This window comes from Flavobacterium sp., assembly GCF_031363805.1.
Lineage (GTDB): Bacteria > Bacteroidota > Bacteroidia > Flavobacteriales > Flavobacteriaceae > Flavobacterium.
Genome location: NZ_JANLVD010000085.1, coordinates 1 through 15,955, shown reverse-complemented (window position 1 = coordinate 15,955; position 15,955 = coordinate 1). Strand labels below are relative to the sequence as shown.

At 31.1% G+C, this 15,955-nt stretch carries 17 protein-coding genes and 1 pseudogene; 4 read left to right on the top strand and 14 right to left on the bottom strand.

The window, feature by feature from the left end:
• Positions 1 to 296 precede the first annotated feature (296 nt).
• The 4 genes from RMN92_RS04845 to RMN92_RS04830 form a co-directional block, all read right to left on the bottom strand.
• Positions 297 to 1,364, bottom strand: a complete 1,068-nt coding sequence (locus RMN92_RS04845) for a hypothetical protein (protein ID WP_309608338.1) — start codon at positions 1,362 to 1,364, stop codon at positions 297 to 299.
• 32 nt (positions 1,365 to 1,396) lie between these two features.
• The gene (locus RMN92_RS04840; protein WP_309608337.1) at positions 1,397 to 2,095 is read right to left on the bottom strand and encodes a hypothetical protein; all 699 of its coding nucleotides are present in this window, start codon (positions 2,093 to 2,095) and stop codon (positions 1,397 to 1,399) included.
• Positions 2,082 to 2,642 (bottom strand): RNA polymerase sigma factor, encoded by a 561-nt coding sequence (locus tag RMN92_RS04835; protein ID WP_309608336.1) that lies wholly within the window; start codon positions 2,640 to 2,642, stop codon positions 2,082 to 2,084. Before RMN92_RS04835 ends, RMN92_RS04840 begins: the two co-directional genes overlap by 14 nt.
• Positions 2,643 to 2,897: 255 nt before the next feature.
• The gene (locus RMN92_RS04830; protein ID WP_309608335.1) at positions 2,898 to 3,875 is read right to left on the bottom strand and encodes a polyprenyl synthetase family protein; all 978 of its coding nucleotides are present in this window, start codon (positions 3,873 to 3,875) and stop codon (positions 2,898 to 2,900) included.
• Between the two features lie 104 nt (positions 3,876 to 3,979).
• On the opposite strand from RMN92_RS04830, the gene RMN92_RS04825 reads away from it, so the two are divergent.
• Complete coding sequence (locus RMN92_RS04825; RefSeq protein WP_309608334.1) at positions 3,980 to 4,861, top strand: hypothetical protein; 882 nt, start codon at positions 3,980 to 3,982, stop codon at positions 4,859 to 4,861.
• A gap of 62 nt (positions 4,862 to 4,923) precedes the next feature.
• Here the strand turns inward: RMN92_RS04825 and RMN92_RS04820 are convergent, their stop codons facing one another.
• The 8 genes from RMN92_RS04820 to RMN92_RS04785 form a co-directional block, all read right to left on the bottom strand.
• Entirely contained in the window at positions 4,924 to 6,573 is a 1,650-nt protein-coding gene (locus RMN92_RS04820; RefSeq protein ID WP_309608333.1) for a phospholipase D-like domain-containing protein, read from the bottom strand.
• A gap of 16 nt (positions 6,574 to 6,589) precedes the next feature.
• A complete protein-coding gene (locus RMN92_RS04815) occupies positions 6,590 to 7,585 on the bottom strand; it encodes a hypothetical protein (protein ID WP_309608332.1) in 996 nt (331 codons plus the stop codon).
• A gap of 11 nt (positions 7,586 to 7,596) precedes the next feature.
• Positions 7,597 to 9,273, bottom strand: a complete 1,677-nt coding sequence (locus tag RMN92_RS04810; protein WP_309608331.1) for a S8 family serine peptidase — start codon at positions 9,271 to 9,273, stop codon at positions 7,597 to 7,599.
• 3 nt (positions 9,274 to 9,276) lie between these two features.
• Positions 9,277 to 9,771: a hypothetical protein gene (locus tag RMN92_RS04805; protein WP_309608330.1), complete on the bottom strand. Its 495-nt coding sequence runs from the start codon at positions 9,769 to 9,771 to the stop codon at positions 9,277 to 9,279.
• A 7-nt stretch (positions 9,772 to 9,778) separates the two neighbouring features.
• Positions 9,779 to 10,294, bottom strand: coding sequence for a hypothetical protein (locus RMN92_RS04800; protein ID WP_309608329.1), 516 nt, complete (start codon positions 10,292 to 10,294; stop codon positions 9,779 to 9,781).
• A gap of 67 nt (positions 10,295 to 10,361) precedes the next feature.
• A complete protein-coding gene (locus RMN92_RS04795) occupies positions 10,362 to 11,045 on the bottom strand; it encodes a hypothetical protein (protein WP_309608328.1) in 684 nt (227 codons plus the stop codon).
• Between the two features lie 29 nt (positions 11,046 to 11,074).
• Positions 11,075 to 11,473, bottom strand: a complete 399-nt coding sequence (locus tag RMN92_RS04790) for a hypothetical protein (RefSeq protein WP_309608327.1) — start codon at positions 11,471 to 11,473, stop codon at positions 11,075 to 11,077.
• A gap of 18 nt (positions 11,474 to 11,491) precedes the next feature.
• The gene (locus tag RMN92_RS04785) at positions 11,492 to 12,364 is read right to left on the bottom strand and encodes a hypothetical protein (RefSeq protein ID WP_309608326.1); all 873 of its coding nucleotides are present in this window, start codon (positions 12,362 to 12,364) and stop codon (positions 11,492 to 11,494) included.
• 263 nt (positions 12,365 to 12,627) lie between these two features.
• On the opposite strand from RMN92_RS04785, the gene RMN92_RS04780 reads away from it, so the two are divergent.
• The 3 genes from RMN92_RS04780 to RMN92_RS04770 all read left to right on the top strand — a co-directional run bounded on the left by RMN92_RS04780 (position 12,628) and on the right by RMN92_RS04770 (position 15,186).
• Complete coding sequence (locus tag RMN92_RS04780) at positions 12,628 to 13,131, top strand: hypothetical protein (protein WP_309608325.1); 504 nt, start codon at positions 12,628 to 12,630, stop codon at positions 13,129 to 13,131.
• Positions 13,132 to 13,868: 737 nt separating this feature from the next.
• Positions 13,869 to 14,540 carry an ATP-binding protein gene (locus tag RMN92_RS04775; RefSeq protein WP_309608324.1) on the top strand — a complete coding sequence of 224 codons (672 nt, stop codon included), beginning with the start codon at positions 13,869 to 13,871 and terminating at the stop codon, positions 14,538 to 14,540.
• Between the two features lie 4 nt (positions 14,541 to 14,544).
• Positions 14,545 to 15,186 carry a response regulator transcription factor gene (locus RMN92_RS04770; protein ID WP_309608323.1) on the top strand — a complete coding sequence of 214 codons (642 nt, stop codon included), beginning with the start codon at positions 14,545 to 14,547 and terminating at the stop codon, positions 15,184 to 15,186.
• Here RMN92_RS04770 and RMN92_RS04765 read toward each other — a convergent pair.
• A complete protein-coding gene (locus RMN92_RS04765; protein WP_309608322.1) occupies positions 15,183 to 15,614 on the bottom strand; it encodes a hypothetical protein in 432 nt (143 codons plus the stop codon). The genes RMN92_RS04770 and RMN92_RS04765 overlap by 4 nt on opposite strands.
• Before the next feature lie 211 nt (positions 15,615 to 15,825).
• Positions 15,826 to 15,955: pseudogene (locus tag RMN92_RS04760) on the bottom strand (IS1595 family transposase); the annotation flags it as partial.

Sequence of the window (15,955 nt, the reverse complement as noted above, 5' to 3'; positions counted from 1 at the left end):
AGAAATCAACTGTCCGAAAACAGATTTAGTCGAAAAATACTTATTTTTGCCCATCGTTATTTGAATTTTGCAACTCAAAATTACGATGTTTTTTAAGAAGCCATTAATTTGGCTTCTTTTTTATCGGACAACAATGATTTTCTATATATTTCTACTAAATTTTTAATCATCACCCAAATTTACATTTAAATCCCAATTTACCTAATTTTATAAATAAAGCAACCAAAACAATTTCCATTATAACCATAAAAAAAGTGCTCCTCTCGAAACACTTTTTAATATTATAAATGTATGATTTAATTAAAATCAAACCTCAAACCCAAAGACACATTGTTTTGTTTGATTGTATTGTCAGAAAAAAGCGGATTCAAATCATATTTTAAATACAAACTGGTTGCTTTGTAGCCAATATAGGTGCTTAATCCGTACACAAAATCGTTTGTATTGTAATTTCCTTTGGATATTTGGTGCACATAATTGTCGGATAAATCATTGAACTCAATGTATTGTTTGGATTTTAGATTCACACCTGCAAAACCTCCTAATCCAATTCTGAAACTATCGTGTGATTTGAAAAAAGGCTTGTCATCTTTCATTTTGTTTTTTGAAAAATCGAGTTCAAAATGAATGGGAATAACCAAATTTACATTTTTAAAACGCGAATCTTTTAATTCAATTCCTGAGGCTTGCAACACAGTTTGATTGTTGTTCTCAACGAAAATTCTTTGTTGTGTTGGTCGCAAATTATTGTACATAACAGAGAAGCCATATTTGAAATGCAATAAATTTGATGCATTGAGTATTCTGGTGTTATAAGTCATTCCCCACTCATAAAAATGTGAACCCATGTATCTAAAATCTGATTTTGCGACTTGCTCATTGGTGACAAGATTATTGAATCCAGCGGCAAAAACAAACTGTGAGGTTGTTCTTCTTTCAGATTTTTCCTTGTGAATGGAATCTTTTTTGTTGGGATCATCTCCATAAAATATAGATATTGATTTTCTTCGGTGTTTAGAAACTGTATCGCTTTTGGCGAGTTTCCCTTCTACTTTGTCTTTGACCAACTGTGTGAGTTTGGCTTCTTCCAGAGTCAATCGGCTTTCAATATTGTTGGCCGATGTTGTGGCTAGTTTCATTTTCTGATCATCAGCCTGTTGCTTGTTGATGGTTCCTTTCTCCAATTTGAGATTAACAGCTTCCACCAATTCTTTGAGTGCTTGTTTTTCTTCTGTGGTAATTTTTTCTATTTTTAAAGCAATTTCTTTGGCTTTAATTTCGAATGTTTGCACTGTTTCCTGTGCTGCAATTTTGCTTGCTAATGTGCATAGAAAAATGGCTAAGTAAATGATAAAATTTCTCATAATGTTTTGATTTAAATAATGATTGATGATTGCTACTCCTGATTTCTGGTAGCCAAAGCTACTTTGGTACTGTTGTAATTTTTGTTGATTGTTTTAATAACTTTTTGTCTGAAGGAAAGCTCAATTTCGCCGTCGACTTGCGAAAGTAAAGCACTTGGGTTTATTTTTATTTTTGATTTGGGATTGGTTTTATTTTCGATATTTTCTTTTTCTATGGCTACCAAAAGTGATTCTGGATTGATTTCTAAATTTTTCTTTTCAATTGTTTTTTCGGTGGCAACCTCAGCTATAATTTCCTGTGGCTGTTCTACAATTTTTACGATATTTTGAACCTTTTGAGATTTGTTTTTTGCTTTTATTTTTTGATTTTTACTTTCAGCAATCGTAACTATGTTTTGAGGCGTTGGTTTTTTAATAGCTATTTTATTTTCTATTACAGCATCAGTAATAACATTTTCAGCATCTTTTACAGTTTCAATCGTATTTACAATTGTTTCACGATTATTTATTATCGAATTTTGATTTTTACTTTGGTTTAATAAAAACATCGCCAAAATGAACATTCCTGTAAAGCTTGCCGCAATAGAAAACCACGGAAATTTTCTTTTTGGCTTTTTTTCTTCAGTTACCGAAAGCATCGCATCCAAACGATCCCAGGCTTGCGCCGATGGTTGAATTTCGCGATCATTCAACTTTTTTTGTATTTGATTTTCTAATTTATTCCGTTCCATTGTTGTAATTTTTTAGTTTGGCAATTTGTGCTTGCAACATTTTGCGTGCGTGCGACAATTGCGATTTCGATGTTCCTTCATTAATGCCCAACATTTGTGCTATTTCCTGATGTTTGAATCCTTCAATAGCATACAAATTGAAAACCATTTTGTATCCGTCGGGCAAACCATCAATTAAAAACTGAATATCATCTACCGAAAATTGACTTTCAATGTTATTGAAACTTTCTTCAAAATAAGTTTCATCTTCAATAAATTTTACTTGCTTTTGAACTCTAATGTACGATATGCATTCGTTTACCATAATCCTGCGAATCCAACCTTCAAAACTGCCTTTGTCCTCAAAATTTTTCAAATTGGTAAATACTTTCATGAAAGCGGTAATCATGACATCTTCGGCCAAATGAATATCCTTAATATATTGTCTGCAAACACTTAGCATTTTTGCGGAAAACTTTGAATATAATTTTTGCTGAGCAAACCGATTGTTATCGACTGCGAGCTGGATTATTTCTTTTTCTTCCTGATGTAAGTTTATTACTTTCATGTTCAATGGCAATTTCAATGTCAAAAATCAAAACTCAATTTCAATTTAAAAAATCAATGGCAAAAATCAAATTAGGTGTCAATGTTTAAGTTTAATATTTAAACTCTTGCAATTGTTTTTTGAAATTGTTTTTTTGCAATTGCAATTGAATCAGACCTCTATTTACATAGACGAGAATAGTTGCGAAATGGTTGCATGGTTGTTTAAAATAATTTTATTTTCTAATGAAATCAATACTTTGCAGATGAGAAAAAATTACTTTTTTCTCTCAATTACATAATTAACCATCAAAATTAATGATTCTTTGTAGGGAGAACTTGGGAAATTTTCAATCAGCGAAAGTGCTTCTTGTTGGAACTGAACCATTTTATCTTCCGCGTAAGCCAGGCCGTTTTGATTTTTTACAAAAGCAATGACTTCTCGAACCCGCTTTTTGTCTTTGTTTTTATTTTTGATGGAATTGATGAGCCAGTCTTTTTCTTTTTTGGTACAATTATTCAATACGTAAATAAGTGGCAAGGTCATTTTCTGTTCTTTAATGTCAATTCCAGTAGGTTTGCCAATGGCTTCTTCCGAATAATCAAACAAATCGTCTTTAATTTGGAAAGCCATTCCGATAAGTTCGCCAAATTTTCGCATATTTTCTACTTGCACATCATCATCAGAAACTGATTTTGCTCCCAAAGCGCAACAAGCCGCAATTAAAGTAGCTGTTTTTTGACGGATAATTTCGTAGTAAATATCCTCAGTGATATCCAATCGTCGTGCTTTTTCAATTTGAAGTAATTCGCCTTCACTCATTTCACGAACGGCTACTGAAATTATTTTTAACAAATCAAAATCGCCATTATCAATAGAGAGCAACAATCCTTTTGAGAGCAAATAATCGCCCACCAGAACTGCAATTTTATTTTTCCAAAGCGCATTGATGGAGAAAAATCCGCGACGGCGATTGCTGTCATCAACCACATCATCATGTACCAATGTTGCAGTATGAATCAATTCTATAACCAAAGCACCGCGATAAGTTCGTTCTAAAACTTGACCATCAGAAATCATTTTTGCGGTCAAAAAAACAAACATAGGGCGCATCTGTTTTCCTTTTCTATTTACAATATAATAAGTGATTCGATTGAGGAGCGCAATTTTTGAGGTCATGGATTGGTAGAACTTTTTTTCAAAAAGTTCCATTTCCTTTTGTATGGGTTTTTTTATTTGCGAAGTAATATCCATATACTTTTCAAAGGTAATATTAAAGTTTTAAGTTTTTTTTAAAATTTAATTAAACCTTTTTTATTTATTTGTGTCTTAATTAAAAACCCCTAAATTTATTTATTATGAAAATTAAAATTTTAATGTTCTCAACGGTGTTGAGTTTACTGGCAATGAGTTGTTCAAAAGAAGACAATTCGGATGTAATTGACAAACAATATTTTAAAGCCGATGAAGCGGTTGTCAATGCTAAGTTGGATATAATGAACGATGATTTGTCTCAATTGGTTGAAGAAAATTTAACCACAGATGATGGTATTACGGGTAAAAGCACACAAACTGCCCAAACTTTCTCGCCTGCATGCGCCACAATTTCTAGAGTTCCAGCGTTTGGAACAACACCAACTGTAGGTTCATTGATAACTAAGACTATTGATTTTGGAACAGTTGGCTGTCCACTTCCAAATGGAAATGTGCTTAAAGGAAAAATAGTAATTACTTTTATTTACAATCCAAGTGCTACGACACACACAATCAATTATCAATTCGTCAATTTTTATCATAATGCCATTTTAGTTAATGGAAATAAAACATTTACCAGAGTTATGAGCGCCGCAACTGCCGCTTCTACCAGCCATCCAATTGTTACGATGAATATGGATATGACCGCTACTTTTCCTGATGGAAGAATATTTACAAGAGTTGGAACAAGAGTTAGAGAAATTATTGCAGGATATGGCAATGCTTCATTATCTGACAATGTGTACCAGGTAACTGGAAGTTGGACTACTACTTATCCGAATGCATCTGTACAAACCAGCACAATTACAACTCCGATAATTGTAAAATTTTCTTGCTATCCTCAATCAAGTATTTTATCAAAAGGCATTATTACATTCGAAAGAAATGGTAAAACGGCCACTTTAGATTATGGAAATGGAACTTGCGACAACCTAGCAGTTTTTACTATAAATGGTCTTACTTTTAATATTGTTCTTAATAATTAATTGGTTTTTTTTAATTGAAGGAAACGTCTCGATGAAAATTGAGGCGTTTTTTTTATTGATAATTAAACCACCATATTATCATACAATTTTTTTCTTTTGCCTTTTAAAGTGGTTAATTTATAAAAAGTAGGAACCCAATCTTTTGAATCTGTAAACAAATGCAATGGATTTCGATTATTGGTTTGGGTCATTTTTTTTGCAATTTGACGCACATAATAATGATTAAAAACCCTTACGAATTCTGTTAGATACATATCTGCTAAATCTTTATTTCCTTTTATAATCAAAGTATTCTCATCGTTATTGGAAATGCTATTATCGCTAAAATTTGCAGAACCTATAACAACAATTGGATTTTCGCCCATAGGATCTATCAACATAATTTTATTATGGATAAAATTGGTGCCGCTTTTAAACAAACCTCCCGCGCTTTTTTCTTTCAACCAATCGAACAATGGTTCTTCAAAATACCCGCCGTAAACTATAATATTATCAAAATCGTCTGTTACCAATGTTGTATTTTTATCTTCTTTGTCAATCAAAATGTATTTTAACTGATCGGTTTGTTTTGTAACTGCTTCTTTTATCAATTTATTAAAAGAAAAAGGAAACATACCACATATTAATGAGTTGGAGTTATTAATAAAATCCGAATAAGTTTTAAGAATGTCTTTACTTTTTCTAGGGCTAAAAAAAACAGATGTTCCATTTGGAATTTCATCAAATCTTAATTCTTTTTGAATTTCAAAAGCTTTATTTTTAATTGTAGTCAATTCAGGATCGGATTGAAGGCATTTCCAGTATTCAAAATATTTTTGAGCAATATTTTCATTTTTTATAATGTGACCAGTATTGCATTGTCCAAAAATTCCTTTTTCTGTAATGTTTGTAGAACCAGTCCAAACTGAAATTGGTACATTATTTTTTAATAAAATAATGAATTTATTATGGGAAATATAGTTTGAATTTTTGGTACGCGGAGTTAATATTGATGCAGGAAGATTGACTAATGAAATGGATTCTTCGTTTTTTTCTTTTTGTCCTCTGGAGTCGTAAACAATTTGAACGTCCACATTTCTATCCTCGAAAGCAGTTTTAAAAGCTTCAAGTACTGGACGATATTCAAATTCGTAAAGAGCAGCCCGCAATTGATATTGATTGTCTTTTGCAGAATTTATAAATCCAATTAAAGCTTCAAAAAGACCTCTGGAAAGCCACTTAAGTGCAGTTTCCTTTTCATCTGGAGCCATTTCACTAGGTCTTTTATTTTTGAATTTGCTAGCATAGGCATTGCTTCCAGCCACGCCTCTATTAAAATAAACTTCATGCTCAGCCAACTCATGGCTTGGTGTATTTACAGTAATTGAGCAACTTTTTCCATATTTGAGAAGCTTCGGTTTTCCAAAAACTGGGATAATGCTGTAAACATATTCATGTTTGGCTTTGACTGTAAAATCTTCCCATAAAAAAGATTGTATGGGTTGCTCGAATGTAGTGAATAATTGTTCATTGCCAGCGGTTAATCTAGTTTCTTCAAAATATTTAAAGCCTTTGAGGAAATATTTTTCATTTTCCGTTTTATCTTCTCTTTCAATAGCAAAACCGAGCAATCCTTTGGTCTTCTTAACATCTATATGAAACGACAATAAGCAGCAAGTTGTGCCGCATATTGCCGTTACAGTTAAGTCATTTTGTGTGTTTCTAAATCTCATGACTGTAGTTTTAAGATTAAAAATTAACTCTAGTTGATAATCTTGTTGCTCCAGCTGAGTTGGGATGTATTTCGTCTCTCCAGTATTGTGAGCCATCAAGTAGGCCGCGAAAATCTATAATTTGAGTTTGAAATTGAAATCCCCTACAAATGAATGTTGCTTTTATAGTGTTTAACAAATAATGAAATTTGTCAAGAAGTCTGATTATGATGTAACATCTTAAAATTTCATCATTTATTTGCAAACGATCAAATACAGGTTTTATCCAAGGTCCAAGTGGCAAGCTTACATTAAGTAATGACGGTCTTACACCCAATTTATACAGTGGATAATCATAGGTATGCATATAAAATACGGTATTTGGTGTTGAATGGGAATTTACAATACTTCCAAATCCTAAATAATTTGTTGCAATTGTATTGAAAATTCCATTTAAGTTTGTTGAATTAAAAAGTGCACTTTCGAATGCGCTAGTATTTAAATATCTTTTATATAAAATACATTTTTTATATAGTTCGTCACCTGATGCGGTATTTCGCAAATCATTTAGTTTAGATTGATTAGTAAAAAAGTTATTGCCAAACCTTGTAATTCCAGGATTTAAAATAGCTCCGAGTTGCGGAAAAACATCATTCCCACCACCACTAAAATATATTCTGTCAATTCTATAATTACTAATGTATTGAACGAAATTTGCTTTATCATTGAACATATCGGTAGTGGTTTCGCCAAATTTCGCTAGGTGCAAACTGTTTAAATTTAACCTTTGGTTTCTATCTGAAATAGTATCATACAAATCAAGTATGTTAGGAATTGGATAATCGAGCCAAGAATCGCCTTCAAAAATTACGTTTAAAGTATTGGCATTGTTTGCATTTCTTCTAAAAAGAAAAGCATTTGTAATAAGTGGTTGGTGGAGCGATTCGTCATCGCTTTCATTGAAATAATTTATTGATTCATATAAATTGTTGTTGAAATTATTTCTTCTATAATTTGTAATATAATTTTCCATGATACTATTTTTTAGTTGATTATTTTGTTTGGATTTACATAACCATTTCCTGCTCTAAAAATTTCCAAATTATTTTTAGCAAAAACAGCTGGATCGCAAGCTTTAAATAATTTTTCTCTAATTTGCTTGATATTCAAATTAGGCTCTTTTTCAAGAATTTTAATAACCAATGAAGCTACGAAAGGAGCCGCCATACTGCTACCACTTTTTGAGCACAATTTATTTGAAGCACGAGCTTGTCTACTTGATGAAGAACAAGACGATTTTATTTTAAATCCTGGAGCCAAAACTTCGGGTTTCATTCTGCCGTCGACTGTTGGTCCTGAACTGCTAAATGGTAATATTGATTTGTTATCATCTGTTTGATCATAAGCTCCGACTACAATACTGTATTTGGAGTTACAAATAGAATTGGTTGTATGTGTTTGATTGACTATTTGTGGCAAAAAAATAGATTGTCCACTATCGTCTCTTTCAATATAACAATGGTATCTTCCATTATTCACTTTTTTTCCAATGAGTTCAATAGTCCAATATTTTGAGTTTAATTTGCCGTTAATTAAAATATCTATTTGATTTTTGTGTGTGTTGGGTTCATTGCTTCTGTGCAAACAAATTCCAACTTCTTGGTTGTCTTTTACAATTATTTCATCTTTAAAAGGAGTCGATGACAATAATAATTTTCCATTATCATCATAAATATTCACACTTAAAACATCTTCACCATCATACCAAATCTCCATTTCGTTTGGTGTTCTGTCGTTTTTTTTGAACATCCATGGAATTTTAATTTTTCCATTAGTTTTGATATCGCCATAAGTGTGTGCTTTCGCTTGATGATAATTGCCTGTACTTTGTACTATTGCCGTGCTATTGCGAGAAATTAACACATTGTCAATAGCTTGTTCCACTAGTGTTTGTCCTGTATGTGCATCACCATGACCGCCAAGACTCATATTAATTACGACTGGACGATTTCCTGCTTCGGTTAAAATAAAATCCAATCCTTCAATTAACTTTACAGAATCTCCAAGGGATAAATTGGAACCATTGACCAAATTTGATCCCATATCAACCGCTATTATGGTGGAGTTAGGCGCAAAACTTTTGTTGGCTACACTTCCATTTCCGCAAGCAATGCCTAAAACATGCGTTCCGTGAGATCCTGTTCCAAACAAATCTGATTTTCCAGGATGATAGCCAATTTTTTTGAATGGAAAGTCACTGTCCAAAGCATCATTTAACTGATTTTCATTAATATATTTGCCGTATCCAAACTTGTTGCCATCGTTTTTTTCTGATTGTACCCAAATTTTTTCAAATCTGGTTTTTCCATTATTTATAAAATCAGGATGTGTAAAATCGAACCCAAAATCGACTATGCCAAAAACCACTTTCGATGTTTCATTTTCATTGTTTTGTATTTTTGACTTGCATTTGTATCTTCTAACTTTTTCACTCAAAACATCGTCTGACGGAATTACTCTCGGGGCTTTTAGGCTTTTAACTTCTGGACTGTTATAAACTTTGTTCAAAAATTTTCTTATTATTCTACAACTAATAATATCTCCAAATTGCGAAATCACTTTGCAATTTTTTGGATACTGTTTTGTATTTGATAGCCGCATCAATAATGAAAGCTCCTCTTCTGGATTTCCATATAATATTATTTTGAGTCGGGGATCCATGATTTAAGGAATTATGGGTTCTGAGATTTTAGCTAAATCCGATAATTTACGTTCAATATCGAAAATCGAACTTGATAAGAATGAACTTGACAATAAATTAAAATAAGAGAAGTCTCCATCCTTTTCTAGAGATTTTAAAAACCTATCTAAAATCCCACCTTTACTAGATATTTTATCAAGTTTAGATAAAATTTCTTGGTCATTTTTGGATAGTTTTTGAATATTTTTGTCTAAAAGTAATTTTTGAATGTCTTTTTTACGTTTCGCAAACTTTTCAATTTCATTTTTTAATTGAATATCTTTAATTTCAAAATCCAATTCATCTGAAAGTTTTTGTGTTTGAATACTTCCAACTTTTAGAAAATTCTTTGAAAATTTATCATCCATAAGTTTTGATATATTTTCAATACTTTTTGCTTCTAATAGATCTATTTTTTTATCTATTTTTTTGAGCGTTTGCAACACCTCATCGGTTTTATTAACACTAATAGTTTCCATGGCATTTTTATTTTTTTGTTAATGGTTTTACTTCAGCAACAACGGCGGGTTTGACAGCACTTAGCATTTCAACCTTTTTCTCAAGCACATTTATTCTATCTATAACTTTTGGCAATTCAACAATTTTGGTATTAATGCTTTCTATTGCGGTCTTGTTTTCCTGTGAAGATTTTTCGATAGACTCTGCCTTTTTGTTAAGCTCTGTAATGGCTTTTTGATTCTCGCCCAATTTTTTATCAAGCTCTTCCAATTTTACCAAAATAGGATCTGGAGTAGTTGCTTTCGGTGCTGGAATTGCAGGAATTGCAGGAGTTGCTGTTCCAGTTGGAGCAGGATTTCTAGCAGGAATTACTTGCAATTCTTTTGCTTTATTTTCAATGAGCAAATAGCTGATTATTGGATTGGTGGATATCATTCCAGCAATAAGCCCGGTTTTTTGAATTTCTTGTGGATCTTTTACATTATAGTATTCAGCTCTGCTGTTTGCTATAAAATAACTCATAATTAGATTAAGTGGATTCATAGTTTCTTATATTTAATTGTTAAAAAATGAAATATTGGGCAGCAGTATTTTGCCGCCCAAGTATTTTTTATTTGTTCATAGTCATCATAAGTACTAATGGTAACATATTGTTGCTAGAACTATCTTTGTTCATAAGCAACATCAATGGTAAAAAAGTACTCATACTATCTGATGATTTTCCTGAACCTGAATCACCAGCTGTAGTCATCATTGACATGATTACTGACATAGTCATATCAACCTCAATTGGGTTTGTACCTGGCTTTACAACTATATGTTCAGGTGTATCGGCTGTAGCTTGAACAACTTGAAGATTTTCAACTTTCAACTTTGGTTGATTTAATAACGAACCCATCATGCTCATCATTTGCATATTTTTCAACACTTTAGTTTGATTTTCGCCTTTTCTTGCATCAATCTTTGCTAATTCTGTGTGTTTTGCATCTAATGAAACCAATGCTTTGTTGGTTGCAATAGTGGTGGTTTTAAGTTCATTTACATCTTTAGAAATACTATCTAATGATTTTTTTAAATCGCTTTTTGTTGCATAATCAGCAGCTTTCCCACTTAAATTGTTTCCAAAATTTGAACGCTGTCTTACACCTGGACTTACAGAAGGATTAATTCTGCTGAATGGTCTTCTGTTTGATCTTGATTCGTCAAAACTTTCTCCATAACTTTCTAGTAAATCTTCATTTAATAAATCTTCGTTTAATAAATCTTCGTCTAAATAACTTTCGTAATAGCTCATAACTTTAATTTTTAATTGTTAATATGTATTTAATTTTTATTGAAATAATGTTTGTTGTATTTTAATATAGCTGGTTGTACATACTTGTTGAAAAGAATAAAATCAGGCACATTGTTTCCTGGTTTTCCAGTTCCAAAACATTCCGTACAATCTTTGTTTTCTCCAAAACATTCGGTGCAAGCGCCAATGGCTTTTGCTAAGTCATCGTTTTGCGATAATTCAAAATTTAATTGTGCTTTTAATTCCTCTACAATGGTGAAAAGCTTTTGGTTTACCCTTTTGATTTTTTTGATTTTTTCTTCCAATTCCAAATCAATAAAAGGAGTTTCTTCAATAGTTTCTTTTTTTTCCATCATGGGTTGCATCATCTCAAAATATTTTGCCATTTCTGGATTTTGATCTTTCAACATTTGTATATACGCTTCCATAGCCATCTTTTTTAATAATTATAAACTTGCAATAGATGTTTGTACTCGATTGATTCTGCTTGGCGCATTGCTACCTACAAACTGACCATAATCGTTTACAAAATAATCTTCACTTGGAATAAAACCACCATTGTAGTATTCATACAAAATGTTCTCTGTCAAATAATTTACATTTTCAATCAATTCGGCAAACGAGTGACTTTCAATTGGTGCGTTTGGACTAGCGGTTCCTAAACTTTGTTGTGCTTGTCCTGCTTGAAATTGTGGATTGTTGATTATACCGCCCAATTGTCCATATAAATTTTGAACTCTACCAATATCTTGTCTCGCTTGTGGATTTAATTGTACTGGATTATCCTGAATGTATTGGTTAATTGCAGGCAAAGCGGCTCTTCCGGCATTGGCTAAATAGCGACCTGTATTATTAAAAGTCTGTCTAAATTGCGATGGTGGATTTTGATATTGAGGCTGTTGTTGTTGCGGTGCATATCGTCTTTGTGGTGCCTGTTGTTGCTGTCTTTGTTGATTTTGCTGATTATAATTTGACAAAGCTGTTGCTCCAGATCCTGCCAAATTACTTACTAAACCTCCCAGCGCACCGCCTATTTGTGGCGCTCCGAAGTAAGTACCAACAGCCGTTCCTACAATAGGAGCAGCAGCAGAAACTGCACGTAGTACGCCAGAACCGATGTTACTTGCTACATTTCCTAAGCTCGACCAAAAGTTTTCTGCTTCGCTTTCAGACATTTGGTCAACTCTTGATAAAAGCACATTTTCTAATTCACTTTCTCCTAAATTTGAATATTCAGGTCCTAAAACATATCTAACTGCTTCAAAGTAATCTTGTTCGCTGAACGATTCCCCTTGAAAAACTTCATGATATAAACTCATAATTTCTAGTATTTTTAATTGTTTCTTACTCTTTAAAGGTTTTTCAGATTTCACCTATCAATTTGTGCACTAATTTGATTTGGTAAAATTGAATTATTATATCATGCTGCAAAAGAGGTAATTAACCCTTTTTTAAAGCAGTTTTTTAACTATAAAAAAAAACATAAATTAGTGAGAGAAAAAGGGTATATTTCCCCTTGCTACAGAAAACCATTAAAAATACATTTGTAGAAATAATAACTAAAAACAAAAAAATGAAAAAAATGAAATTTATTACAGTAGTTGTAGGATCTCTTTTTGCTTTAACTTCTTGCGAAAAAAATCCTGAGCCTCCAAAACAATTAATTAGTCAAGATTTGGCTAAAGATTTAAATCAAAGATATATTCGAGAGCGTTCTGGTATTATTGAACAAAGCATCAATCGACTAGATGCAAATGCCGCTTGGTATTCTATTGAAGAATTGGAAAGTTACCTTTATTATGCAAAATGTGAGGCCAAAAAAAGCAACAAAGAAATTAATGGAATACGGTTTTATTTGGGCGTTTATCCAAACGACACAGTTACCTATCAGCACAAAGCAGGCTTGACTACCATATTTTTGTCACCAACTATGAAGCGAGTGAATGTATTAAAAAATGAAAATACAATGCAAAGATTTCAATCTAGACCAGCAACTGAGGAAAATGTAGATGTCACAGAAGTTCAACCTTTGAATTATGGAGGAATGGGACACCCGCCAAAAATCGAATACCCAACAATTCAGTAAATGCTACAAAATTTAAGCCAATATACAACGTATTTAGCCTTATTATCTGCTATTCCAGGAGTTTTTTTTTATAACAAACTCCCTAATAATAAGGCTAAATCCTTGTTGTATTTTATTTGGCTTGCTTTTATTATTGATTATATAGGTACTAACATAAATGATTGGACAGGAATAGTTAATTTTCCTATTTACAATTTTTACATATTAATTAGCTTTACCTATTACATAGTGTTATTAAAATTGTTACTTATAAAAATTAGAAATCAAAGAATAGCATCAGTTTCGCTGATAATATACGTTCTTTTTTATGGATTCAACTTTCTTTTCGTTCAAAGAAATCTAGCCAGTCCATTTACTTATGTTTTCGTGGTTGGAGTTTTAATAATATTATTACTGTCATTCCTCTATTTATTTGAAATATTAAACTCTAAAATGATATTAAATTTTAAAAGATCAATATATTTTTGGTTTGTTATTGGAATATTAATTTTTCACGTTTCCTTTTTGCCATTTATGTTTACAAGTATGTTTTTTTTACTTGAAAATAATGATGCAGTATTTAATTTGGTATTATTTGTTTTAAATTTGTTAATGCATAGTTGTTTTATAATTGGTTTTATATGGAGCGAGAAGAAATACAATTATTAATAATTTCCTTTAGTATAGTATTATTTACACTATTGCTAACAGTATTTATTTTGTTCTTTTTTTTTCAGAAAAAGAAATCCAAATTCTTAATGGATAAAATGGAAGCTGAATTGCTTTTTCAATCTGAACTCACCAAATCGAAAATTGAAATAAAAGAACAAACACTCACCAATGTTAGCAGAGAACTTCACGATAATATTGGTCAAATACTTTCAGTAGCTTTAATGCACATGAATATTATTATTGAAAGCGAAGACCATTATTCTAAAAAAGATTTAAAAAATATCAAAGAATTGGTAAATAAATCTTTAAATGAAATTAGATTGTTATCCAAAATAATGAATGGAGATATATTTTTAAACACTAGCTTTATTGCCGCAATTTCTGAAGATCTGGAAAGAATAAAACAACTCAAAAAAATAAAATGCAAACTAAATATTGATGGCGAGATTCAACCTATTAACAAAGAACATGAAACCATTATTTATAGAATTTTGCAAGAAGCCATCTCCAATATATTACGCCATTCTCACAGCGACAGCATTACTATTAATATTTTGTTTTCAGAAAATAATTGCAAAATCGATATTATAGACACAGGCAATGGATTTGATATTGAAAACAGCCCAAAAGGTTCAGGACTTTCAAATATTGAAACCAGAGCCGATTTGATTGGAGCCGATTTTACCATTTATTCAGATGCAAACAAAGGAACCGTTTTAATGATTGATTATCCTATAAAAACAGAAGATTATATTTAAAATCATGGAAAAAATTAAAATAATAATTGTAGATGACCATCTTTTATTTTCGCAATCACTTGCTTATTTAATAGGAACTTTTAAAGAATTTGAAGTTACAGGTAGCTATTGCAATGGCAAAGAGTTTATAAACTCATTCTCTGCTGATGAATTTGAAAAACCCAATATTGTTTTGCTCGATGTAAATATGCCAATTATGGATGGAGTTGAAACCATGAAATGGTTAAAGGCAAACCAACCAGATCTCAAAGTTTTAGCACTTTCTGTAAATGATGATGAAGATACTATAATGAAAATGATAACAAACGGTGCCAAGGGTTATTTGCTAAAAGATACACATCCAACCATGTTTAAAGAAGCGTTATTGGAAGTCTATCACAAAGGATTTTATTACACTGAAATGATTTCAGGATTGCTTATCAATAAATTGGGCAATAATGATAACAAAGTTTTATTGAAAGAAAGAGAAGTCGAATTTATAAAATTGGCTTGCACCGAAAAAACATACAAAGAAATTGCAGATGGCATGTGCCTTAGTCCAAAAACAATTGATGGTTATCGAGAAAATTTATTCCAAAAACTAGAATTAAAAACTAGAATTGGACTGGTATTGTATGCTATAAAAAATAAAATTGTTTGCATTTAAGATTCAATGTCAAATTTTAAATTTCGCAAAATAAGCAACAAAAATAACCACAAAATAGGAATGCTTTCTACCCAAAAATTGGTGTAAGTTTTGGTTCTGTTTTCGTTGGAAAAAAATATAAAAATAGCCACAATAATTCCAATTGAAATATTGACTATCAAGGATAATCCAAAAAATTCAAGTACTATAAACCCTAGCAATAAAAAATATCCTAATATTTTAGTTTTGAAAATTCCAATTTTTTGTGGCAATGTAAATAATGTTTTGGAATCCATCTTAACATCAACAATCTCAGAAGGAATCAACAAACACACTACAATTAAAAATCTTCGTGATATTAAAATCCAAGAGTCTATCAAATTAATATTTTTTGAAAAAATAGGAATGTATACAGTAATATATGTAATACAGAAACTTACTATAACCATTTTCAAAAAAAAATATTTCCGAAGAAATGGATATATTAAAACTAAAAATCCAATTTTCAAAAACTCAAGCCGAAATTTATTTTCCATTTGAAAGAAAAAATATGTCATTAAGAATAATGAAATAAAACTTACAATTGCTATTCCTACATACAATTTATGTTTAAAAAAATCCATTTTTAAACTAGAATATCTTAAAAAATTATCGAGTTACTTACTTAATTACTACTATTTGATTCCAACCATAGTGTTTATGGCTTACCAATCTTTTGAATAGATTGTCGAATATTGTTTCTTTATAAATCGAACGATTTAATCTATAAAAATATTCGTCTAAATATTTT